Here is a 22691-nt window from a genome sequence, read left to right as displayed (position 1 = left end):
ACACTAGTAACATTCTTCATGAAAGTCCATATCCCTTGTTCAAAAAAACCATCATTTAGTAGAAATATATACTCGTGTTGACGTTTTGTCAATATACATATTTTCATTTGACACAAAAATAACATATAAAGTTTGATTTCTGAGTATATGACCTATTCACCTTTTAAAAAAATTCTATAATTTTATTTAGTCAATCGACAAACGTTGATATGTTGATTAAATGTCAACAATACAAACAAAAAAATTCCTCTTCTTTAAGAGGAATTTTCGAGCATTAAAAACTATTTCGATAAACATAGGCATCTTTAGGCTGTTCAATGATTTTATAATCAGTTACTTTTAAAATGGGGATTTTCATTTTAAAGGGTTGGTAATACATCGTATCCACTGTTCCCGTTACCTGGTACCACTGGTCATTTGGTATCTGTACCTGATCAGGAAATTCAATCAGCATGCCGAAAACGCCAGAGTCAGCAATACAGTGGATGATACCAAAACGAAATAAGAAGATTTGGTTTCCATCTATACCCGGACCGTTATAAGAAAAGCCCTTCATCGTAATGGACTTCCCAACAAATTCGCCAGAAAAGTTATAGATGACTTCTAATCCTTTTAAATAGTCCTCATCTGTTAAGGTGATATGTTCCTTTCCTTTATAGGATTTAAATTCTTTATGAACTAAATCCAAAAACCCGTCCTTCCCCATGAATTGACTCATATCAGGATTTAAAATTTGGTGCATGCCATAACGGTCTGCCCCATCCTCTAACGCGGGAAATTGAAAGCCTTTAGCATTGACTAACTTGGAGTCAAGGGTTGCAACAGGTAAAAGGACACCTGTAAGTGCAGGAAGAATAATCATGGTATACGAAACCATTCTTTTTATACTTTTGCCCAATGCAGGTTTTTTTATCGCATGTGGTTGATCGTGATGGCATACGTGACAATCTCCATCTTTCTCCGACTTTTTCTCAGAAAGATACCACCTGATTCCTTCGACAATTGTGAGGAAGAATAACGCATAAATCATACTATTGGTAAGAAAGGAATATTTCATATTGATATATTTTGAAATATTTCCAGACATATGCAAATAAAAAAACAAATAGGTAAACATTAATAGAATGACTACACGAAACATTTGATTCCCCCCTTTATAGTAAGAGTGAGCCAACAAACACGATTGTTGTAATTAATGAAACAAGAAGGATCACGAATTTTGGTTTAAACGTGCCAAACATCATAAGCAGGTTTTTTATATCAACCATTGCACCGAACACCAAAAACGCCGTAATCGAGCTTTGCGAAAACGTGTTTCTGAATGAGGATGCCACAAAAGCATCGGCCTCAGAACAAATTGATAAGATGAAAGCGAGCGCCATCATGACGAGCACACCAGCTACTTTTGTATGTCCAAGTGCAGCCAGTGCAGCGGTTGGAATATAGGTTTGCATGGCAGCAGCAATGAGCGAACCCATAACCAAGTACTTCCCTACATTAAAAAACTCATCGCTCGTATGCGTGATTACGCTCCACCATTTTTGCTTAACGCTTTGTTGCGAATGGTCATGCACATGAATGTGTTTGTCAGGGTTTAGTTTCAATTGGTTATCCTTAATCACGTAAGAAAGAACAATTCCGACTAAAATGGAAACCACAACGGCAAACCCGGATCGGTACCAGACCATGATCCAACTATTACCAAAGGCAATATAAGTAGAGAACAGAACAATTGGATTAATAATAGGCCCCGTAAGCATAAAGGAAATAGCCGCCGGAAGCGCCACTCCTTTTTCAACTAATCTTCTAGTGATTGGAATGATTCCACATTCACATCCCGGAAATACGGCCCCTATTAAACTACCTGTTATAACGGATAAGTACCGATTTTTAGGCATGATGCGGACAATCATATTTTCAGATACAAATACTTCGATAAGCGCAGATACAAACGCCCCTATCACAATAAAGGGAATGGCTTCTATCACGATACTGATAAAAATTGTATTTAATTGCAATAATTGATCCATAGGAGTCCCCCTAAGTGAAACTACTCTTTTAAAAAATATGTTCCATTATAACAGATAGGAACAAAAGTAGCAGATACTAAGGGTTCCTGGTTTTATTTACCGAACCACGATTGATAAGACACAAAGAACCTGTTATAAAAACTATTAACCTACAAAAATCTGCAAATTTTGATATTAAACAAACGATTAATTGAAAATAGCCCAACCCCCGATAAATAGAGAGTTTCTATTATAAAAACGCATCGAAATATGTCACCCCGATAAACGACGACATTTCTAACTTATCATCCTAAGCCATTGACATAAAATTGCAATTTATAAAAGTGAAGCCCCGTTGCTTTTCAGCAGCGGGGCTTCACCCTAATTATTTCGATTAAAAATAAAAACGAAGCAAGAGAACTGTCCGTCCCCTGCTTCATTCACCACTAACCTTCGAAAGGAATCTCTTTGTTCTTTCTTCTTTAGGATGGTCGAAAATGTCGGCTGATGTTCCTTGTTCGACAATGACACCACCGTCCATAAAGATGACTCGATCAGCCACTTCTTTAGCAAAGTTCATTTCATGTGTGACGACGACCATTGTCATTCCTTCTTGAGCGAGATCCTTCATGACCTGGAGAACCTCTCGAACTAGTTCTGGATCCAATGCAGAGGTAGGTTCGTCGTAAAGCATAACCATCGGTTTCATAGAAAGTGCCCGAGCAATGGCTGTTCTTTGCTGCTGACCTCCCGAAAGCTGAGAGGGATAATGATCACAGCGTTCGCCTAGCCCTACTTTCTCAAGAAGGGGTCTAGCTATTTTCATAGCCTCCTCTTTACTTTTTCCTTGGACAACGATGGGACCCTCCATCACATTTTCAAGGGCCGTTTTATGAGGAAATAAATTGAAATTTTGAAAAACAAAGCCTGTCGTTTTTCTTAATTCTCTTATAATAGTCTTTCGTTTACGAGTTAATTCTCCTGCGGTAACCTTATGATTGCCGATTTGAATGATCCCTTCGGTTGGTTCTTCTAAAAATGTCAGACAACGTAATAATGTCGACTTTCCAGACCCGCTTGGCCCCATAACAACGACTACTTCACTTTTATTTACAGAAAGGTCAATACCCCGAAGTACTTCATTCGTTCCAAATTTCTTTTTAATGTTTTTCAACTGAATGATGCTCATACCCATCTCCCTCCCCTTTTTTCTGGATTCAAGTCAATTTAGAGCGTTAAATGTTGGGATGTCCGCTTTTCCATTTTGTCCAATAAAGCGGTTAAAACAGTAATAAGAACCCAATAAATGGCTGCAGCCAATAAATAAATCGTTAATGGCTCGAATGTCTTCGCAATGAGTAAGGAGGACATTTGCAATAATTCTGTAACCGTAATGACCGAGATCAGGGAAGTATCTTTAATTAGGATGATAAAGGTATTGGACAATGTCGGAATAGCAATACGAAGACTTTGCGGAAGAATAATCCTACGTAACCCTTGCCCGTAAGTCATACCAAGAGATGCAGCTGCTTCCATCTGCCCTTTATCAACGGATAGAATCGCCGCACGGAAAGATTCTGATAAATAGGCACCCGCATTTAAGCTTAAAGCGAGAATCCCTGAAGGTATTGGATCCATTTCGATATTAATTTGTGGTAGTCCGTAATAAATAACAAAAACTTGTACTAATAACGGGGTTCCACGAATAATAGACACATAGGTTCTAGCAATGATCTCTAAAGGTTTAATCTTAGATATTCTGGCTAATGCCGTGAAAAATCCTAGAAAGAGTGCAATAATAATGGAAATTACCGCTAAAAAAATAGTCATTAAAGTAGCATTTAGTAAAGTTGGCAAGGACTCAATAATAATTGATATATTCATTAAGTTTCCTCCGATCTAACAATCTGCAATCATCATATATGAGCGTATCTTTAGGCTCTTTTTACAAAGCCTAAAGATACAGAGCCTTAAACTAAAACTTCTTCTTTAAATGCTATTTCAATCCCCAATGATTTTAACTCTTCTACAAAAGGACCAAAGTGTTCATTAATAATGACCTTTTCAATTGGTACAATTCCAACAGCATTGATCTTCCCCTGTGCAATCCAATTGGCCAGCAGCATCGCTGGTAATGCTGTTGTTTTCGCCATGGATGTAATATTTCTTTCATGGTCATATAAATCAACCATTTCCCATGTGTACTTTGTCTGATTTCCGTTTTTAAACCCACTAACTTCAACACGCACAACCGTAATGTCCTCTTTGGAACTTCCTTGTAACTTTGGTGATAACACTTTTTCGGCAAAAGCTCTTGGCGTTATGTAATTCCCGTCAATTTCTAAAGGCTTGTCATCTAGGAATCCTAGTTCAGCCAAGACCCCCATTTTATTCCAGTGTCCTTCGTAACGAACCGTTTTCTCATACAGCTTTTTTACTTTATCTTTAAGTGTATAGGCTGTACTGTGAGCGTCTGTTATGACAGCTTCACAATTCCCAACAGGATCAGGAAATGTTAACTTTTCCAAGCCTGAAAGCGGAGGCAATTCTACAAGCTCCCCATTTTCCGCTGCTAACGCTGGTCTTGTATATAGACCTAATACACTTTCTAATCGAAAAACAACCTGGTACCATAATGGAGGGACTGGGAATCTTGGGATTCCCCCACAGATCATGACAGCTTCATCCGCCTCATCCAATAATTCAATTCCTTGAGCCGCTAAAAAATTGGTGATTCCCGGCGCCACCCCACAACCTGGCATAATAATAACACCGGCATCTTTTGCTGCCTGATCCAGTTTCATTTTCTCTTCGATCTTGGATCCAACTAAATCGACAAGATGGCATTTGGCTGAAATCGCTGCTTTAATAGCTGGTAAACTTAAGGAGTGAGGCAGACAAGCCACCGCAACATCTGCATCTTTTAACACCTTTGCAATATCTTCCTCGGTTTGCAGTGATGCTACTTGGCCAATCACCTTTGGATTAGCAGCAATTTCTAAGCATTTTTCAACACTTGCTTTGATACCATCGACTGCTGTGACGGATTCAATAGTTGGATATTTTGCTAACTCACTGACTACTGTTGTACCAATCATTCCAGTTCCTAAAACAACTGCTCGCATTTTTGACTCCTCCTCTTAACTTTTCCGTGGAATGGTGAGTAAAAGAGTTTTCATATCAGTCTAGAAAACTCTTATTTTTTTTGTAAAAATAAACATTGTCCGTTTATAATTTGCTATCTCCAAACCATTTTTTATACATCTCGTCATAGGTACCATCTTCTTTCATGGCAGCTATCGCTTCATTAACTTTTTTCACAAAGTCTGCATTGTCCTTTTTTATGGCCATACCAATTTCATCTTTATTTAATATGCCGCTTGTAATTTTGATTGGTAACTTATTTTCCTTAATATTGTAGCCCATCAATAATTGGTCATTGATAATAACGTCTAATCGTTTATTCTGTAGGTCTTGGATGTAATCACTTACGGATTTATATAATTTAACATTTGCTCCATCCACGCTTTTTGCCACTTCTTCAAATGTTGTTCCGCCACCTACACCAACATTTTTCCCTTTTATATCTTCAAGCTTTGTTATATCATTTGTATCCTCTCTAGTGACCAAGACAGATCCAGTAACAACATATGGATCAGTGAAATCCACACTCTTTTTCCGTTCCTCCGTTACCGTCATTTGGCCGATAATAATATCAAATTTATCTGCCTTTAATCCACCAATAAGACTGTCCCACTTTGTTGCGATAAACTCAGTCTTTACTCCCAAACGCTTGGCAATTTCATTCGAAACATCTACATCAAAACCGATATAATTTTTTTTATCATCTACGAAGTTAAAGGGTGGGTAGGTTCCTTCAAAGGCAACCTTTAAAACTTTTGATTTTTCGACTCTTTCTAAAACCGTTTGTTTTTTATTTGCGCCTGTTTCTTTGCTGCCACTACACCCTGCAATAATACCGATTAATAGAATAGCAATAAAAGACAAATACAATTTCTTCCTCATCATAACAACCCCTTTAAATTATTTTGATAGCGCATTCATTTCCCTTTATCGTTAATCTCCTTCCGTTTAATCTTAAAAAGGCTCTGAAGAATATTCATTGTTGTCCAAAATTGTAGTACAATTTATATATTTATAGTGTATACTAAGAAAAATAACGTTGTCAATATATTTAGAAAATTAGGAATAAACATGAGTAAGAGGAAAGAAAGCAGGTGGGGGATTTTATGAAAATAGACACTGTAGAGCACTTTGTTTACAACCATATTAAAACAGCCATTTTAGCACGTAAATTAGCACCAGGAAAACAACTAGTTGAAAATAGAATTTCTGACACATTAAAGGTAAGTCGGACGCCGATTCGCAATGCGTTAAAAAATTTAGCATCTGAAGGATTAGTAGATATCGTGCCGAATAAAGGAGCTTTTGTAACAAGCCCAACACTAGATGAGATCATCCAAGCGTATGAACTGCGGGGAAATTTGGAATTTATTGCAGCTAGTAAATCAATGGACTATTTGACTGAAAAGGACTTCTCTACTATTAGGGAAAATATTGAGAAGGAGAAACTGGCTTTAGCCGATAAAAATACGGAAACCTTCGTTAAGGTAAATAAAGATTTCCATCTGGCTATAACCGAAAAATGCAACAACAAGTTTTTAAACGAATTTATTGAACGGCTCATTACTCAAACCAATATCTATCTCATTCTTTATGATGAGTTTTTTAACAATCAGACACAAGAGCCCTACAGTCCTAATGAACACAGTCATATATTAAGCTTAATAGAACAGAAAAAAGAAACTGAATTAAAAACAGCCCTAGAAAATCACTTTAAACATTCCATCAAAAGCGTCGTAAATGGCTATAACGAATATAAAGAATTGGATGAGATTTTTTGAGGCAGGGGACGGTTCTTTCGCTTCATTCTTCATCGAGCCGATGAAGGACAAAACTCCAAGAATCCAAGCCGAAATGTCCTTCATCAAGCCGATGAAGGACAAACTCCAAGAATCCAGGCCGAAATGTCCTTCATTCCAGGCCAAAGACCCAAGTGAGTAAGTCGCACTTGGCACAAAATACGCATCAACCACTCCCTTAACTTTTTACTAACAATCCAAGTAGGTAATTCTATGAAACAAGATTTTTCGAGTGAAGCGGAACTTTAACAATCTATCTTTTTAAAATAACGATAAATCTTTTCTAGTTTTTTTGTTTGTTTTCCCTTTGGACTTTCCATATTACCAAACTCAAAAAACTTAACTTGGTTAATTCCGACAAAACTAAATAAGGCTTTTTTCATCAATATTTTATGTGAATTATTCAACCAGAGAAGTGGATAGTTTGCAGGCCCTTTCATGGTGGACACACATACAACTGATTTTCCTTTCAATAGTCCCTCCGGTAGTAGTCCCTTCTTATCCTTGTAGGCAAAATTTGCAGCAAATAATTGATCAATGTATCCTAACATCATGGCTGGAGGTCTACCCCACCAAATGGGATAGACAAAGACAATCTTGTCAGCCCAAGAAATTTGCTGTCGATATTTTTCAAGGTGTGGATCACGATACATATCACGTCTTCGTTTATGCTCGTTAAACACAAGAAGTGGATTAAAACCCTCCTCATACAAATCTAACACCTGTATGTCCTTTATATTTGGATTTTCATGACTTCCTTTGAGGACCTTTTGTAAAAATGCGTAACATAAACTCTGATGGTTAGGATGGGTGTAAATTACAAGGATTTTCATAAAGCACCCCTTTTACTTTTCATTTGATAATAAAATCATAGCAGTCGTATTTTTTGTTGTCAAATGATAATTGTATTATGACAACAAATTTGTTATCTTCATGGTAAGAGGTGAGAGATATGGATAAAAAAGCTCTTTTTTTAAAATGTGTGTCCTTTACGACATCGGTTCATCGTGTGACACACGAATTAACTCAACAGGCAAAATCTGATTCCATCACACCCGTGCAATATAACATTCTTGAATATATAACCGTTAGCCAGCCTGTTACCCTTAGTGAAATCAGTGATTGCCAACATATGTCTATGCCAAATACGAGTCGTGAATTGAAAAAATTAAATGAAAAAAATTTAATTGAAAAAATAAGCGATACCGAAGATCGTCGAAAACAATATATTCGTCTCTCAAAGGCTGGAGAAACCATGATGAACGAAGCCTTTGCCCATGTAGAATCACGTTTCCTACATCGAATACAAAATGCTTCAAAAGAAGATTTAGAGGAGATTAACAGCGCGCTAGATATTCTTCAGGCCAAGCTATTTTTTTAAATCGCCTATTTTTTCACGATTAAACGTTCGTGAAAATTAGTCTACCCAACCACAAAAAAGGCTGCCGCAGCAGCCTTTCTTCCTATTTCGTGAACCAATCCAATGGCATTAAAACTAATGATGGGAACAGGATGAGAAGAAGAACAACTAATACTTCTGCTATTAGGAATGGCCAGATGCCTTTCAAAATATCGTCTATTCCAATCTTTCCAACTCCGGCAGCGACGTTTAAAACCGTTCCTACTGGTGGAGTTAATAACCCAATACAAGTGGTTAACACAAAGATGAGCCCAAAATAGACTGGGTCAATTCCAGCTTGAGTGACCACTGGCATTAATACTGGTGTAAGAATTAAAATAGTAGGTGTCACGTCCATCGAAGTTCCTACAATGAGTACAATGAGAACAATAATGAAAAGTAATAATGTTTGATTATGCATAAAAGGTTCCAGTATTGCGGTTAACTGCCCTGGTATGTTTGCAACTGTAATGAGCCAGCCTGATACCATTGCAGCTGCAGCCAGGAGCATAATAACACTCGTTGTTTTCGCAGCAGCCACAAGTACCTCATAAAGCTGTTTAAATGTTAATTCTCGGTAAATAAACATGCCAACAAATAAAGCGTAAAAAGCTGCAACGGAAGCAGCTTCCGTTGGTGTAAAGATTCCACCACGTAACCCACCAATAATGATAATAGGTAAAAGAAGTGCCCAAAAGGCAGAAATGGTGGCTTGTACTCTTTCTTTACCGGATCTTCGCGGCTGTGTTTTTACTTTATCTTTTCTAACCACAACGGTCCAAACAACGATTAAAGCAATCGCAAGAATCAGACCAGGTACAATTCCCGACATAAATAACTTCGAAATGGAAACGCCGGCTGTCACCCCAAAAACGATCATGGGAATACTCGGCGGAATTATCGGAGCGATAATCCCCCCAGCCGCAATCAAACCAGCTGAACGATTTCGATTATAATCTTGGCTTACCATCATTGGGATTAAAATGGCTCCTAGTGCTGCGGTATCAGCCACCGCGGATCCGGATAATCCGGCAAACAATACACTCGAGATGATCGCAACATATCCTAATCCTCCACGGAGATGACCTACATAGGACATGGCAAAATTAATAATCCGTTTGGAGATTCCCCCTGCATTCATTAACTCACCAGCAAGAATAAAGAAAGGGATGGCCATAAGCGGAAAATTGTCAGCTCCCTGAATTAAATTAGAAGCTAGTATTTGGGTATCGAAAATACCCATTGATAACATAAGGACAATTCCACTAACTAAAAGTGCAAATGCGATCGGGATTCCCAAAGCCATGGCAGCTAGCAAGGAACCAACAAAGATTGCTATTGTCATTTCTTCTTCGCCCCCGTTTCTTTTTTGCTGTTTTCCCGTTCAACTGAATCTACTAGTTCTTCCGAACCGGTTGACATAATTAACTCGCTAACATCCTTTTTAAAAATAAGTCTAAATAGCTTAAATAGAATAATAAGGATCATAGCTCCACTCATAATCATCCCGAATGCATAAATATAGGCATAGGACATTCCAGTTGCCGGTGCAGACAGATCCGTATTAAGCAAAGTTAGTTTCCAGCTTCCGTCAAAAAGGAATACGAGTGTAATAAGCAATATAAGATTACTAACAATATAGATTACTTTTTTTCCTGCTATTGGCAGCTTTTTAACAAGTGAGTCCACTCCTAAGTGCTCATTATCTTTAAACGCAAGGATGGCACCTAAAAATATTAACCAAACAAATAAGAATCGTGATACCTCTTCAGACCAAGTGATTCCTGAATTAAACACATATCGCAAGACAACATTCGTGAAGACAAAAATCGCCATTAGCGACAAACATACCACGATAACAAGTTTCAATAGAGCATCGATCTTGGACACTAATCCTTTCATAGGTGACAACTCCTTACCAAACGTATATGACGTTCCAAAAAGTAGAGAAGGGTTCCTATAGAACCCCGGTCTCTACTGAATGATTATTTTCCTGTTTCTTTAATCTTTTCGACCATTTCTTTAGCCCATGGATATTCTTTGTAGTAATCTTCATAAATTGGTTGAACGGCATCTGCCATTTGTTTTTTGAACTTATCATCAGGGGTAATAAACTTCATCCCTTTTTCCTTGAGGAACTTCTTGTCCGCTTCATAGCTTTCTTCTGATAACTTCCACTCAAAATCAGAATATTCCTTTGCCGCTTCTTCGATCGCTTTTCTTTGTTTGTCAGATAATTTATCCCAGAATTTCTGATTAATAATTAAGATGTTTGGTGTAAAACCGTGACGTGACTCTAAAATATGGGATTGAACTTCATAGAAACCAGAAGATTTTACAACCCCGATAGGATTATCTTGTCCATCAACTACTTTTTGCTCTAGTGCGGTAAATACTTCTGAAAGTGGCATTGGCGAAACGTTAGCTCCTAGCAATTGACCTAATTTTACAAATACAGGTGTATTTGGCATACGAAGTCTAAGTCCTTTAAAGTCAGCCATACTTGCAACTTCCTTACTAGAGGAAACCATTCTAAATCCGTTCGCACTCCATACCAATGGATGAACGCCATGTTTTGCTGCAAGTTCGTCAGTCAATTCTTTCCCAATTGGTCCATCTAATACTGTTTTGGCATGGTTAAAATCATTTAATAAGAATGGCCATTCAATAACTCCCATTTTCGGAACATCCGCTTGCATGATCATACCAGGAAGTCCCATTTCAACTGTTCCATTACGAACAGCCGTATAAAAATCTTTCTCTCCACCAAGCTTGTTATTTTCGAAAATTTCAACTTTGAGCGTTCCGCCTGATTTTTCTTCAACCAACGGTTTGAATTTTTCAAGCAATGCAACGTTTTGCGGATGATCTGGTGCATAATAATTAGCTAACTTAATGGTGTAGGATTTGTCTTTGCTAGCAGTAGTCTCCTTTGATACAGTTTCTTCCTTTTTTCCGCAAGCTGCTAAAATGGATCCGAATACAAGAAATAGTGCTAAAACGATTCCTAACTTTTTCATTTTCGTAAACTCCCCTTTTTTTGTTTAATCTATTGTGATCATGGCCTTGATTGTATTTGATTCAGGTTCCATGAACGTTTCAAATTTCTCCATTATTTCTTGAAACGATGTCTTAGAAGTAATGAAACTATCTGTATTAACTTGTCCTTGTCTTATTGATTGTACGACATGTTCAAGGTCTTCCTTGGTAGCATTCCGGCTTGATAATAACGTGAGTTCTCGTCTATGGAACTCTGGATCCGGGAAGGAAAAATCTGCTTGTACAAGTCCAACAAAGATTAATCGCCCACCATTAGAGGCAAATGTATACGAATTATTCATGGAATTCACATTTCCAGTCACATCAAAGACAGCGGTTGCAAAATCACCATTTGTTATTTTCTTAATCTCTTCTAAGGCATCTCCATTTGCTGCGTTCACGGTGAAATCAACCTCAGCCCACTTGCGGCAAAAATCCAAGCGCTGTTCATTCATATCAACCGCAATTACTTGAGCACCAGCTAGTTTAGCGTATTTCATGACACCTAGTCCAATCGGGCCTGCTCCAATTACAATCGCAAACTCTGCCTTTTTTAAATCAGCACGTCTTACAGCATGTGCACCAATACTTAGACATTCAACTGTTGCAGCTTGCTCTAATGTAATATCATTTGTTTTCATGAGGTGAGTAATCGGAACCGCAAGATATTCCTGCATCCCCCCATCAATATGAACTCCTATAAGCTCTAATTCTGTACAGCAATTTGTTTTTCCACTAAGACAGGCAATACATTTTCCACATTCAAGATAAGGAATAATGACTACCTGATCCCCTACCGTGAAATCACCTGCATTTGCAGGAATTTCGGCAATTTCTCCAGATAATTCATGACCTAAAATGCGTGGATACGTAAAAAACGGCTGACGCCCCCTGTATGCATGGAAGTCAGTTCCACAAATGCCAATACGTCGGATCCGTATTAATGCTTCCCCTTCTTTTAATGAAGGAATGTCCAAATCCTTCATGGTAAACCTATTTGGCTCCTCACAAACTAAACTTTTCATGTCGTCTATCTCCTTATGGTGGTAAAAAAATTAATCCTTTGTCGATGTTGGATAATGAAAGCGACAAATTCGGCAGCTTGATCCTTATCTACTAAAAGGCAAATAATTCACACTACTGGTTGCGTTTTCAATTTTGCTCCTAATATGTGAAATGTTACATATCACATTGTTATCATACATTCTTATGTTTTCCCCCGTCAATAGTTTTTTTATATTGTGAATATTTATTTGTATCAAAATATCATCATGGATGGTTTCTTTTTTACCAATAAAAATTTATAATTGAAAGTAAGAACCATAAATTTGATTTTGTAAAATAGTTATCTAATATGTTACATGTTAGAACAATTTTGAAATTTTATCCTTTCAGCTGATCAAGCATCATCTGACAAACAGGAGGAATAGTCACTTGTCTAAAATTGAAACTTCACTTTTGACGACACAGGTATATGATGTTTTGCGCGGAAAAATTATTGGACGAAAATACACCCCCGGTGAAAAGCTAGACATTCATAAATTAGCAGAAGAGTTTGGCGTAAGCCGCTCCCCAGTTAAAGATGCAATCAATCAGCTTGTTCACGAAGGTCTAATTGAGATTTTACCTCGAAAAGGAACGTATGTGACACAAATCAATTTCAGCGAATTTATTGAAGTACTTGATGCTCGGTTAATGATTGAAATGTGGGCAGCACAACGGGTAATCCCTAAAATAACGGATGATCAAGTAGAGGAATGGGGACAAATTGTTCAAGAAATGGATTCCCTGCTTGAAGTTAGCCCATTTCCTTTTGAAATGTATAGTAAATTAGATATGAAATTTCATAAAATGTTAATTACATGGGCAGAAAATACAAAAATAGCGGAGATTTATTCCTCATTAAATACACATGTGTCCTTGTCGCGAATCGTCCACTCCACTTCATTGGAAAGTACAAAAACAAGGCATAAAGATCATCGACGATTATTTGAAGCCATGCAGGATCGAGACTTACCAACTATTTTAGGAACATTAACACTCCATCTCGAAAGCTTAAAAAAGGAAGCTGAAGTGCGATGGGATGAGGTGATGAAATAAACAGGCACTCCCTGCTTCGGTTAAACCAAAAAAGTAAGAGCATACTCTTACTTTTTTGATTTAATCATCTATGAACTCTACGCGGATTCCTTTTCAGTAATCTGATCTGTATCCTTCTTAGAAAATCTCGCCTTTACCGATTTCAACACATGATACGTCGTTGGGACAATCACCAAAGTTAATAGAGTCGATGTCAACAACCCTGAAATGACCACAATCGCTAGCGATCTTGAAATTAATCCGCCTTCACTTGATAGGGCTAATGGTAATAAGGCGCCGATGGTTGCAAAAGCCGTCATGAGAATCGGACGGAGTCGGGTTTTTCCGGCTTCCAGTAACGCGGCACCGACCGCCATGCCCTTCTTCTCATTCTGCTTCACTCGCTCCATCAAGACAATTGCATTTGTGACAACAATACCGATTAACATCAGAAAACCAACTAAAGCCGGCATACCAAGTGCTTGTTCAGTCAGATATAATCCTAGTAATCCACCGGAAAATAAGAATGGTAACGAAGATAGAATGGCTACTGGCATTAACATATTTCCAAAGGCAATCAGCATCACGATAAACACTAGCACTACCGCAACGGCCATCGCCACCATCATATTGGTAAATCCTTCATTCATCGCTTGCGCTTGACCTTCTGAATGATAGCTTATCCCTTTTGGTAAATCTAAGGTTTTCAGTCGCTTATCGACCTCTGCCTGCACGCCGGAAGAATTATCCGTCGTGATTCGGCCTGTAATCTGCACATATGGCTGCTGATTTAAACGATACAAAGCGGATGGACTTGGCGTTTTTGTCAGGGTTGCCACTTCTGAGAGGCTTACCTGCTGCCCCATCGGATTGGTAATCTTTTGACTCAACATATCATTGATGGTGCCCCCGGAGGTGCTAGTCAATGACAAATTGACACTCGTTGTTTTCCCTTCCACTTGCATATCTGCGACATGGTCACCGGAAATGAGCTCTCTCACAAAGCCTGCGATCATAATCGGACTTAACCCTTTTTCAGCCGCTTGCTGATCATCGATTTTCAATTGGAGCTGTTCCTTCACTCCCGAGAGATTGGATTCGACATTTTCTAAGCCATCAATATTCTTAATTTTATCCGTGATCAGCTTCCCGGCCGTCTCTAAATCTTTAGCATTCCCACCCTCGACCATTAACGCCAGGCCAGATGTTCCAACAATCCCAACTGGAGAAAGGGCTACCTGCATTTGATCATCCAATTTTTCTACTTTTGCTCTTACACTTTTTTCAAAATCACTTGTTTGCTCTTTCGTAACGCCATCCTTTAAATCGATTGAAAAACGGATATGTTCCCCATTCACAATCGTTTGCGTATGTTTAATATCCTTTTCATTTTTCAAAATATCTTCTACCTTAACCGCCATCTCATTTGCTTTTTCTAATGAAGTTCCGGCAGGTAAATCACCTGTTAAACGGTAGGAGACCGCTTTTTCTTGCGGTAAGAAGTTCTGCGGAATCCGTGGAACTAATGCCAATGATCCGGCAAACAAGATGATGGCTAGAACAATGGTGACTGCCCGTTTATTTAAGACCCATGACAAAACATGCTTATAAGCTTTTTCAAAAAATGTTTCTTTGACCTCCTGGTGTTTGATCCCTAGTAAAAATAGTTTCGCCAATAATGGCACAACGGTTAACGAAACGATCAGGGAAAACGCGAGCGCCACAATAACCGTGATACCAAACGGAGCAAAAAAGCGGCCAATGATCCCTGGAACAAAAGAAAGCGGACCGAATACAGCAATGGTCGTAAGGGTGGACGAGGTAATCGCCCCTCCTACTTCTTTGGCGGCAGTCAGAACCATTCGCTCATCACGTTTAGCGCTAGATAAGGTTCGCCGGTAAATATTTTCAATCACGACAATTGAATCATCAATAACCCGGCCGACGGCGACCGCAATTCCAGCAAGAGTCATCATGTTTAAGCTATAGCCAAAATAGTTTAAGGTAATCATCGATGCTAAGATCGATAAAGGAATCGAAAGAACGGCGACAATCGTTGCTCTTATATTACGAAGGAATAAGAACGTGACGATCACGGCAAACAAAGTGCCAAGCAGTACTTCCCGAAGCATCCCATCAACAGATGTCTTTACTTCTTTTGAGGTATCATATAATTTCGTTAAGGTGTAACCAGCCGGAAGATCTAATGCATCCAGCTTTTCCTTCGCCTGCTCCACTACTTCAACTGTATTAGAGCCGGGCTGCGCTAACATTTCTACCAGAACAGCTGGCTTTTCATTCAATCGGGTGATGACCGTTTCCTTTTTGTTGCTATAAGAAATGGACGCGATATCCGACAAGTTCACTTGTTCGACTCCAGCAGATCCTTGAGCCAAAATTTGAATCTTTTTAACATCCTCAACTGATTCTAGCTTGTAATCGGCTTGCACATTGAATGTCTTATCATCCACATTTACCTGCCCCGCCGGGAATGAAAAATGGTGTGCTTGGAGCGTTTGCTTCACTGTCTCGTACGTGATTCCATGCTGCTTCATTTTTTCAGGATCAAGTTTGATTGCCACTTCTTTTTCCGTCGCACCCGAAATATCAATGGCTCCGACGCCATCAATTCCTGTCAAGGCCGGCTTAATTCGTTCATTGATATATTGTGTTAGGTCTGATTGATTTGCTGTATCAGATGAAAGAGCAAACGAAAATACAGGCATAGCAGATGGGCCGTCCTTTAAAATGGCAGGCTTTTCTGCACCGGCAGGCAGCTTCATCGATGCGACGGCCGATGTGACATCCTTCTCCGCTTCGTCCATATCTTTGCTCATGTCAAATTCAAGAATCCCCACGACCATATTACTGTGTGCTTCAATATACAAATTATCTAGTTTCTTGATGCCCGACAAGGTTTCTTCCAACGGCTTGCCAATATCCTCTAATCCTTGGTCAGGAGTCGCCCCGATATAGGGAACCTGGACGACAATATAAGGAATGTCGACATTAGGCATTGACTCCATCTTCATCGTTCTGACTGAATAAATCCCCCCGGCAATCACCATTAACATGGCAATAAAAATAACCCCTGCGTTCCTTAGTGAAAATTTAATCCATGATTTCATTACACTCTTCCCCTCCGTTTATTCCTTGGCTTACTCTCATCAACTGGGTAATTCCCCCTGTTTATTATAAGTTTTCCAATTCATCATCAACATCGGGCAGGTGATGTAATGTTAACTACGACCTCAGACCTAGAACTTTCCCTATTAATCCACTTCCAAAAGAGGAGCATTCCTTGGTTGTTTCCAATTAATATCCAGTAAATGTTGTAAGTTTTGTGAAATACGTAGTAATTGGTCAAAATGATGTTATAAGTATTTGAAAATAGGTCGTAATTGGAGGAAACTGCGTCGTAATATCATTCTTGGTACTTATGAAGACCAAAACTCTTAAAAATACTAGCAAAATGGTCTTCATCAAGCTGATGAAGACCAAAATTCTAAAAAATCACAGCAAAATGGTCTTCATTAAGCCAATGAAGACCAAAACTCTGAAAAATCACAGCAAAATGGTCTTCATCCAGCCGATGAAGACCAAAACGCCGAAAAATACCGGTAAAATGGTCTTCATCGGGTTCTCGATAACAACTAAGTCACAGTTGGCTTAAAATACGGTCATTCCCGCGATCCAAGAGTATGACTGACCGGTTGAAAAGCAGCTCCATACGTTTGGGAATGGCGATCATTTTCCCCATTCACGGATATCGCTAATCTTAGAATATGACTTTGAAAAGAAGAAAATACTAGAGGAAAAATTAGGCGAAGGGAGTAATCATGAAAACCATTAAACCGATTAAATTAAGCTCCTATAAAATCGACACAAATGAACATTTAACATCAGCAGAAATGGGAAAACTATGGGCAACCTATATGGGAAACAGTATGGGAAAATGTGTTATAAGTTATTATCTTCAACATGTTAAAGATAGTGATATCAAGACATTGTTAGAAAATGCATTAAAATTAAGCGAAGATTTTTTGAAAAAAACAGAGGAAATCTTCAAAAAGGAGAATTTCCCTATTCCCAAAGGTTTTTCTGAAGAGGACGTGAACCTAGGGGCTCCCCGTTTATTTCAAGACGAATTCTATGTCCATTATCTAAAATACACGGCGAAAGCTGGGATGAGTATTTATACTATAGCCATTCCTCTTGTTTACCGAAAAGATGTAAAGGAATTTTTTAGATATTGTATGGATTCCACTATGGATTTAATGGAGCAAATCAAAGAAATACTAATGAATAAAGGGCTAATCATGAAGCCACCTTTAATTCCAATCCCAGATAAATTGGATTTTATTCATCAGGATTTTCTCAATGGTTTTTTTGGGCATGTACGACCTATGCACGCATTAGAGATTACTCACTTTTATGATAACATCGAAAATAATGTCACGAGTAAGGCCTTAATTATGGCATTTGCTCAAGTAGCAAAAGATGAAAAGATTCGGAAATTATTTGAAAAAGGCAGAGACCTTACAACATCAACTATTGAAGACTATATGCAAAAACTCTATGATGAGCATTTACCTGCACCATCTTTTCTTGATGATTTAGTGACAACATCTACCTTTTCTCCTTTTTCGGATAAATTAATGCTATTTCATAAGATGGATATGTTTTCAATGAAAATAAGAGCCTTTGGAAATTCAGTAGCTGTAAATGGCAGGCGTGATATTGGTCTCCTTTACACAAAGTCATTTTTAAAAATTGGAGCGTTTGTTGAAGATGCGGCCAAAATTTATATTGGGAAAGGGTGGATGGAGCAAGCACCGCATGCACCAGAAAGAGAAAAGCTGGCGTCTGACTAGTCTGTGGTGAACTCATGCGGTTCACCCATGATTACGGTCACCCTGGCTTTTTACTTTTGTGAATGCCAGGAGAACCGTCCCCTGGGCTCTTTTGTTTTATACGAATATCCCCAAAAAGGTCATTCCTCATTACAAGGAAATAGTTCCGTTTTGAGGTGCTGGTCTTAATCGAGAAATCAGAAAAAGCAAAATAAGCGGAGGTTTTCCGGTTGGATGCAGATTGGAGCTCATTTCGGGTAAAATAAACGGAGGTTTTCCGATTATGCCAAGCAAAATCCCCCATTTTCGCATTTTTCAAGTCAATAGGCGGAATCTCTCCGTCTATTTAAGCCTTCTTTCATAATAATTACTAATTAAGCGACTTTTTCGTCTATATCAGATCGGGTGGCGAATACGTCAAAAGTCCCTTCAATCTCTAAATCCTCATCAAACTCGCAATGTTGGAAAAATCCTACACTTGAAAAATAGCATAAAGCATAGTACTATTTTCAAAGTGAACATAAATAAACTAAATAACTACCTGTATAACTTCAAGAATATGGCTTGAGGGTCTCTACCAGGAACCATAAAATCCTGATTACAGAAAATGAATTTATTCGTTTTTTGTAATCAGGATTTTTTTTATTTTCCGAAAAGAACCTTCAAGGCCTATTTTTTTTACTTTTAATATAGAAAGGAAGAAAACAGACGATGAATTTTAAAGTTTTTATATTAGCCTTATCCACTGTCGCAGTTGGATTAGTTGAATTAATCGTAGGAGGGATCTTGCCCACCATTGCCGATGATTTTAGCATTTCTTTAAGCTCTGCCGGACAGCTGATCACAGTGTTCGCGCTGATTTATGCCATTGCCGGCCCTGTTTTGCTTGTACTAACCAGCAAAATAGAACGGAAGAAATTGTATCTTACATCCTTGTTCGTCTTTTTCCTCGGTAATGTCATGACTTATTTCAGTCCGAATTTTACCTTTATGATGATTGCAAGGGTGTTAACGGCAGCAAGTACTGCACTGATTGTCGTCCTTTCTTTGACAATTGCTGCAAAAGTTGTGGCTCCTGCTCACCGAGCAAAGGCCGTGGGTCTCATTTATATGGGGATTAGTTCCTCACTTGTGTTGGGTGTGCCACTGGGAATCCTCATTACCAATACAGTGGGATGGCGCGTAATCTTCCTTGGGATTGCTGTGTTATCAATCGGATCCATGGTGCTGATCTCCCTCTATTTGGAGAGTATTCCTGGAGAAAGGACGATTCCACTTTCACAACAATTAAAAGCTGTAGCCAGTGCGAAAATTGGAAGTGCCCATCTTGCTACCTTGTTTATGTTAGCGGGACATTATACGATTTATGCTTATTTCACACCATTTTTGGAAACAAATCTTCATCTGAATTCTTATTGGATTAGTATCTGCTATTTTGTATTTGGTTTGGCCGCTGTAGGCGGGGGAGCTTTCGGTGGAACACTTTCGGATGGGATTGGCGCTCGCAAAAGCATCATCACTGTCATTAGTGCCTTTGCGATTGTACTAGGTATATTACCATTAACCACTTTTTCACTTGTCGTATTTATTCCGGTGATGATGATATGGGCAGCATTAAGTTGGAGTTTGGCGCCACCGCAACAAAGCTATTTGATCCAAACCGACCCTGCAACATCCGATATCCAGCAAAGCTTTAATAATTCCGCATTGCAAATCGGTATTTCGCTCGGGTCAGCCATTGGCGGCCTCGTGCTAAACCAAACCGGCACCGTTTCTAGTACCGCTTGGGTGGGAAGTATCATTGTCATCATCGCGTTGCTATGTGCCATCTTCTCTTTGACAAGACCGACTATAGTTAGAGAAAACACTACTGCCGCTTAATCTTAGAGGAATAAATATAAACAGAGGGCAAGAATGGGGAAATATTCCCCGTTCTTGCCCTCTTTACATTGCCCAATATTCAACGCTGATTAAAATCTTTCCTGCTCATTTAAATTCAATCAGTACCTTTTTCTAACACATAGAATATTGTCTCCTTTTTAAATGGCTCGATTTCACTGTGTTTGAAAAATAAATAGAAAAATTCCGTTTAAATTAGGAAATACTCATATTTCCTAAAGTGCCCTATTAATTATATAAAAAATAAGCACATGATTGTTAAAATTTGTTAGAATGAATTTGAGCAAAAATAATCAGGAGTGAAGATAGATGAACCATTTTTTCAAATTCATGATAGGCTTGTTATTTGTCTTTTCTTTAACAGGTTGTTTTGGTGAAGATTATGATGTCGGGGTGCCAACTGCTCATTTAGATTTGGATCTTGTATCTGTACAATTAACAGAAGCTAATATCAGGTGGAACACTGCAAGTGAAGATGTAAAACAAAAGATAGAGGATATTGAAAAATTCGCATCCTCACTGGATGAAATAAAGGTTTTTTCAGGCCAGAAGGTGTCATTGGAATTTAAAGAGAACGAAAAAAATGGCGGAGATATTTGGACTGACCCAACGATAACAGTTGCCCTATTAAAAGATAACAAACAAATCGAACTTGCATTAGATGATTCTGGAGAATTCCAGATCCCAACGAGTAAAGGAAGTTACGTCCTGGAAGTGGAATTTATTAATTCAGCAGGCAATGCTCAATATGTAGGGAATATCCTCATTCAGTAATAGGAAGGTTCGATGAAGATAGTAAATTGCGGTTTGGTTAAGCGGGGATCTGCCCCCGCCTTTTCCGTACCCTCTATTTTCACTAATCGACACCCTTTCGACGAATTTCCATTTAGGCTTTACTAACCAATCGTATGATTAATCAGTAGCAAAATAGGAATCTATAAAGATTCCACCTCTGAATCGCTAACAATCATTGTCGATAATTGCCGGGGAAATTTGCAGATAATCTCCCGCCTTTTTACATTTTCTATGAATAGCATCCCCTACTTCATGACTTCGAAATATCAATAAATCCTTCCCCGAATACATCACGAACATCATGGATCGCAATGAAAGCATTCGGATCCGTCGATTGAACAATTCGTTTCAACTTGATGACTTCCTGCTTACTAATCACAATATAAAGAATTTCCTTAGGGGTTTTGGTGTAATAACCATGACCCGAGTACACGGTTACCCCTCTGTCCATAGAAGTCGTCACCTGTTCAGCAATGTCAGTTGGTTTATCAGAAATAATCGTAATCGCCTTCTTGGGATTCAAGCCTTCAATGACAAATTCCATCACTTTCGTCCCTATATACAACATAATAATGGTCAGCATCAGCTTTTCCGCGCCAATGATAAAATAAGATGAACCTGCAACGATTAAATCAAAAAACAATAAACCATAGCTAATACTCCAGCCTAAAAACTTATGAGTAATCCGCGCTAAGATAGTCGTACCGGCTGTTGTTCCGCCAACCCGAATAATTAAGCCAATTCCAACTCCTATGATAATTCCGCCAAAAATGGCATTCACCATCACCTCATCAGAAGCAATCGTCCAGCCTTCTGTCAGATGAAGAAAAAGTGAATTAAACACGACGGCAATAATCGTATAAATCGTTGTGACCTTATTCAAAAATTTATATCCGACAATTAACAAAAAGGCATTCAAAATTAAGTTGATTAAACCTGGTGACCAATCAAATAAATAGTAGGTAATAATCGTGATCCCCGTTACCCCGCCTTCCCCAAGTTCATTCGGAATAACAAACACATTAACACCTAACGCAAATAAAAATGCACCAATTATGATAATAATAATATCTTTGGTTGTTTTTTTCATATACTACCTCACAATAATTTCTTAAGCACAAACTCACATCATTATAGCGCGGAACATTTGCATCGTACAATACACTTTGATAAATGACTTGAAGCCAATGTCCACAGGACTATGGAAGAAAAGCGCAAGATTCATAGGCAACACCCCTACATATATAGCCGTTTTATCCGCTTGTTTATTTGGGAAAAAGTAGTCAATATTTATCCTGTTTTTTGTGACATAAATCACATTTAATTTTAAAAAAATCAATTAAAATGAGTGTAAGTTTTTAAACAAGGGGGACCATAAAATGTTTGTTGCTTGGTTTACTGTCATCACTGTTTTTGTCATTTGTACGTATTTAACCATTTCTATATTCGATGGAATTGAAGAAATTGATGCACAGGATTTAGCTGACCTACAATCAACACTTAAACACATGGCCGGAAATAAGGAACATTTGAAACAAGCCATCTAATAAATGTAAAACAGCTTCCAGTTGAAGCTGTTTTTTTGTTGCTATAATGTCCGCTTGGAAGACTACTTGGTTCCTCAATAAGCAGCGCTGCCGAGCCCCTTTTCACTCGTTATGACCAAACCGCCTTT

At 38.4% G+C, this 22691-nt stretch carries 20 protein-coding genes and 1 riboswitch; of the genes, 7 read left to right on the top strand and 13 right to left on the bottom strand.

The genetic code is table 11. The features are described 5' to 3' along the window. Nucleotides 1–274: 274 nt before the first annotated feature. The 6 genes from BABA_RS19145 to BABA_RS19120 form a co-directional block, all read right to left on the bottom strand. Nucleotides 275–1141 carry a TIGR03943 family putative permease subunit gene (locus BABA_RS19145; protein WP_007086884.1) on the bottom strand — a complete coding sequence of 289 codons (867 nt, stop codon included), beginning with the start codon at nt 1139–1141 and terminating at the stop codon, nt 275–277. A gap of 13 nt (nt 1142–1154) precedes the next feature. Continuing rightward, nucleotides 1155–2030, bottom strand: coding sequence for a permease (locus BABA_RS19140; RefSeq protein ID WP_007086883.1), 876 nt, complete (start codon nt 2028–2030; stop codon nt 1155–1157). A gap of 415 nt (nt 2031–2445) precedes the next feature. Continuing rightward, the gene (locus BABA_RS19135) at nt 2446–3198 is read right to left on the bottom strand and encodes an amino acid ABC transporter ATP-binding protein (RefSeq protein ID WP_007086882.1); all 753 of its coding nucleotides are present in this window, start codon (nt 3196–3198) and stop codon (nt 2446–2448) included. A gap of 38 nt (nt 3199–3236) precedes the next feature. After that, nucleotides 3237–3893, bottom strand: coding sequence for an amino acid ABC transporter permease (locus tag BABA_RS19130; RefSeq protein WP_007086881.1), 657 nt, complete (start codon nt 3891–3893; stop codon nt 3237–3239). Between the two features lie 86 nt (nt 3894–3979). Further along, on the bottom strand, nt 3980–5134 hold the full coding sequence (locus BABA_RS19125; protein ID WP_007086880.1) for a saccharopine dehydrogenase family protein: 1155 nt from the start codon (nt 5132–5134) through the stop codon (nt 3980–3982). Nucleotides 5135–5237: 103 nt separating this feature from the next. After that, complete coding sequence (locus tag BABA_RS19120) at nt 5238–6035, bottom strand: transporter substrate-binding domain-containing protein (RefSeq protein WP_007086879.1); 798 nt, start codon at nt 6033–6035, stop codon at nt 5238–5240. 224 nt (nt 6036–6259) lie between these two features. On the opposite strand from BABA_RS19120, the gene BABA_RS19115 reads away from it, so the two are divergent. Then, nucleotides 6260–6934: a GntR family transcriptional regulator gene (locus BABA_RS19115; protein ID WP_007086878.1), complete on the top strand. Its 675-nt coding sequence runs from the start codon at nt 6260–6262 to the stop codon at nt 6932–6934. Between the two features lie 263 nt (nt 6935–7197). Here the strand turns inward: BABA_RS19115 and BABA_RS19110 are convergent, their stop codons facing one another. Continuing rightward, nucleotides 7198–7785, bottom strand: coding sequence for an NAD(P)H-dependent oxidoreductase (locus tag BABA_RS19110; RefSeq protein WP_007086877.1), 588 nt, complete (start codon nt 7783–7785; stop codon nt 7198–7200). Nucleotides 7786–7904: 119 nt separating this feature from the next. Between BABA_RS19110 and BABA_RS19105 the strand changes: the two genes are divergently transcribed. Next, nucleotides 7905–8333: a MarR family winged helix-turn-helix transcriptional regulator gene (locus BABA_RS19105; protein ID WP_007086876.1), complete on the top strand. Its 429-nt coding sequence runs from the start codon at nt 7905–7907 to the stop codon at nt 8331–8333. 82 nt (nt 8334–8415) lie between these two features. Here the strand turns inward: BABA_RS19105 and BABA_RS19100 are convergent, their stop codons facing one another. From BABA_RS19100 to BABA_RS19085, 4 genes are all read right to left on the bottom strand, one after another. Further along, the gene (locus BABA_RS19100) at nt 8416–9696 is read right to left on the bottom strand and encodes a TRAP transporter large permease (protein ID WP_007086875.1); all 1281 of its coding nucleotides are present in this window, start codon (nt 9694–9696) and stop codon (nt 8416–8418) included. After that, nucleotides 9693–10253, bottom strand: a complete 561-nt coding sequence (locus BABA_RS19095; protein WP_007086874.1) for a TRAP transporter small permease — start codon at nt 10251–10253, stop codon at nt 9693–9695. Before BABA_RS19095 ends, BABA_RS19100 begins: the two co-directional genes overlap by 4 nt. 83 nt (nt 10254–10336) lie before the next feature. Continuing rightward, a complete protein-coding gene (locus BABA_RS19090) occupies nt 10337–11371 on the bottom strand; it encodes a TRAP transporter substrate-binding protein (RefSeq protein ID WP_007086873.1) in 1035 nt (344 codons plus the stop codon). A gap of 24 nt (nt 11372–11395) precedes the next feature. After that, nucleotides 11396–12415, bottom strand: a complete 1020-nt coding sequence (locus BABA_RS19085; RefSeq protein WP_007086872.1) for a zinc-binding alcohol dehydrogenase family protein — start codon at nt 12413–12415, stop codon at nt 11396–11398. A 409-nt stretch (nt 12416–12824) separates the two neighbouring features. On the opposite strand from BABA_RS19085, the gene BABA_RS19080 reads away from it, so the two are divergent. Beyond that, nucleotides 12825–13490, top strand: coding sequence for a GntR family transcriptional regulator (locus tag BABA_RS19080; protein ID WP_007086871.1), 666 nt, complete (start codon nt 12825–12827; stop codon nt 13488–13490). A gap of 77 nt (nt 13491–13567) precedes the next feature. On the opposite strand, the gene BABA_RS19075 is transcribed toward BABA_RS19080, so the two are convergent. Continuing rightward, a complete protein-coding gene (locus BABA_RS19075) occupies nt 13568–16597 on the bottom strand; it encodes an efflux RND transporter permease subunit (RefSeq protein ID WP_007086870.1) in 3030 nt (1009 codons plus the stop codon). Nucleotides 16598–17308: 711 nt separating this feature from the next. On the opposite strand from BABA_RS19075, the gene BABA_RS19065 reads away from it, so the two are divergent. From BABA_RS19065 to BABA_RS19050, 3 genes are all read left to right on the top strand, one after another. Then, a complete protein-coding gene (locus BABA_RS19065) occupies nt 17309–18343 on the top strand; it encodes a DUF3231 family protein (RefSeq protein WP_007086868.1) in 1035 nt (344 codons plus the stop codon). Between the two features lie 500 nt (nt 18344–18843). Next, nucleotides 18844–18943: riboswitch (purine riboswitch) on the top strand. 90 nt (nt 18944–19033) lie between these two features. Further along, on the top strand, nt 19034–20203 hold the full coding sequence (locus tag BABA_RS19055) for an MFS transporter (RefSeq protein WP_007086866.1): 1170 nt from the start codon (nt 19034–19036) through the stop codon (nt 20201–20203). 327 nt (nt 20204–20530) lie between these two features. After that, nucleotides 20531–20995 carry a hypothetical protein gene (locus BABA_RS19050; RefSeq protein ID WP_007086865.1) on the top strand — a complete coding sequence of 155 codons (465 nt, stop codon included), beginning with the start codon at nt 20531–20533 and terminating at the stop codon, nt 20993–20995. Nucleotides 20996–21266: 271 nt separating this feature from the next. Here BABA_RS19050 and BABA_RS19045 read toward each other — a convergent pair whose 3' ends face one another. After that, entirely contained in the window at nt 21267–22106 is an 840-nt protein-coding gene (locus BABA_RS19045; protein WP_007086864.1) for a YitT family protein, read from the bottom strand. A 289-nt stretch (nt 22107–22395) separates the two neighbouring features. On the opposite strand from BABA_RS19045, the gene BABA_RS27400 reads away from it, so the two are divergent. Next, the gene (locus tag BABA_RS27400) at nt 22396–22563 is read left to right on the top strand and encodes a hypothetical protein (protein WP_157273228.1); all 168 of its coding nucleotides are present in this window, start codon (nt 22396–22398) and stop codon (nt 22561–22563) included. Nucleotides 22564–22691 lie beyond the last annotated feature (128 nt).

This window comes from Neobacillus bataviensis LMG 21833 (assembly GCF_000307875.1).
Taxonomy (GTDB): Bacteria; Bacillota; Bacilli; order Bacillales; family Cytobacillaceae; genus Neobacillus; species Neobacillus bataviensis.
This window is presented reverse-complemented; position numbering and strand designations above follow the sequence as displayed.

Excerpts from the sequence above, each read along its gene's own strand:
- BABA_RS19145 (WP_007086884.1), bottom strand. The coding sequence starts at position 1,141 with ATGTTTCGTGTAGTCATTCTATTAATGTTTACCTATTTGTTTTTTTAT.
- BABA_RS19140 (WP_007086883.1), bottom strand. The coding sequence starts at position 2,030 with ATGGATCAATTATTGCAATTAAATACAATTTTTATCAGTATCGTGATA.
- BABA_RS19135 (WP_007086882.1), bottom strand. The coding sequence starts at position 3,198 with ATGAGCATCATTCAGTTGAAAAACATTAAAAAGAAATTTGGAACGAAT.
- BABA_RS19130 (WP_007086881.1), bottom strand. The coding sequence starts at position 3,893 with ATGAATATATCAATTATTATTGAGTCCTTGCCAACTTTACTAAATGCT.
- BABA_RS19125 (WP_007086880.1), bottom strand. The coding sequence starts at position 5,134 with ATGCGAGCAGTTGTTTTAGGAACTGGAATGATTGGTACAACAGTAGTC.
- BABA_RS19120 (WP_007086879.1), bottom strand. The coding sequence starts at position 6,035 with ATGAGGAAGAAATTGTATTTGTCTTTTATTGCTATTCTATTAATCGGT.
- BABA_RS19115 (WP_007086878.1), top strand. The coding sequence starts at position 6,260 with ATGAAAATAGACACTGTAGAGCACTTTGTTTACAACCATATTAAAACA.
- BABA_RS19110 (WP_007086877.1), bottom strand. The coding sequence starts at position 7,785 with ATGAAAATCCTTGTAATTTACACCCATCCTAACCATCAGAGTTTATGT.
- BABA_RS19105 (WP_007086876.1), top strand. The coding sequence starts at position 7,905 with ATGGATAAAAAAGCTCTTTTTTTAAAATGTGTGTCCTTTACGACATCG.
- BABA_RS19100 (WP_007086875.1), bottom strand. The coding sequence starts at position 9,696 with ATGACAATAGCAATCTTTGTTGGTTCCTTGCTAGCTGCCATGGCTTTG.
- BABA_RS19095 (WP_007086874.1), bottom strand. The coding sequence starts at position 10,253 with ATGAAAGGATTAGTGTCCAAGATCGATGCTCTATTGAAACTTGTTATC.
- BABA_RS19090 (WP_007086873.1), bottom strand. The coding sequence starts at position 11,371 with ATGAAAAAGTTAGGAATCGTTTTAGCACTATTTCTTGTATTCGGATCC.
- BABA_RS19085 (WP_007086872.1), bottom strand. The coding sequence starts at position 12,415 with ATGAAAAGTTTAGTTTGTGAGGAGCCAAATAGGTTTACCATGAAGGAT.
- BABA_RS19075 (WP_007086870.1), bottom strand. The coding sequence starts at position 16,597 with ATGAAATCATGGATTAAATTTTCACTAAGGAACGCAGGGGTTATTTTT.
- BABA_RS19065 (WP_007086868.1), top strand. The coding sequence starts at position 17,309 with ATGAAAACCATTAAACCGATTAAATTAAGCTCCTATAAAATCGACACA.
- BABA_RS19055 (WP_007086866.1), top strand. The coding sequence starts at position 19,034 with ATGAATTTTAAAGTTTTTATATTAGCCTTATCCACTGTCGCAGTTGGA.
- BABA_RS19050 (WP_007086865.1), top strand. The coding sequence starts at position 20,531 with ATGAACCATTTTTTCAAATTCATGATAGGCTTGTTATTTGTCTTTTCT.
- BABA_RS19045 (WP_007086864.1), bottom strand. The coding sequence starts at position 22,106 with ATGAAAAAAACAACCAAAGATATTATTATTATCATAATTGGTGCATTT.
- BABA_RS27400 (WP_157273228.1), top strand. The coding sequence starts at position 22,396 with ATGTTTGTTGCTTGGTTTACTGTCATCACTGTTTTTGTCATTTGTACG.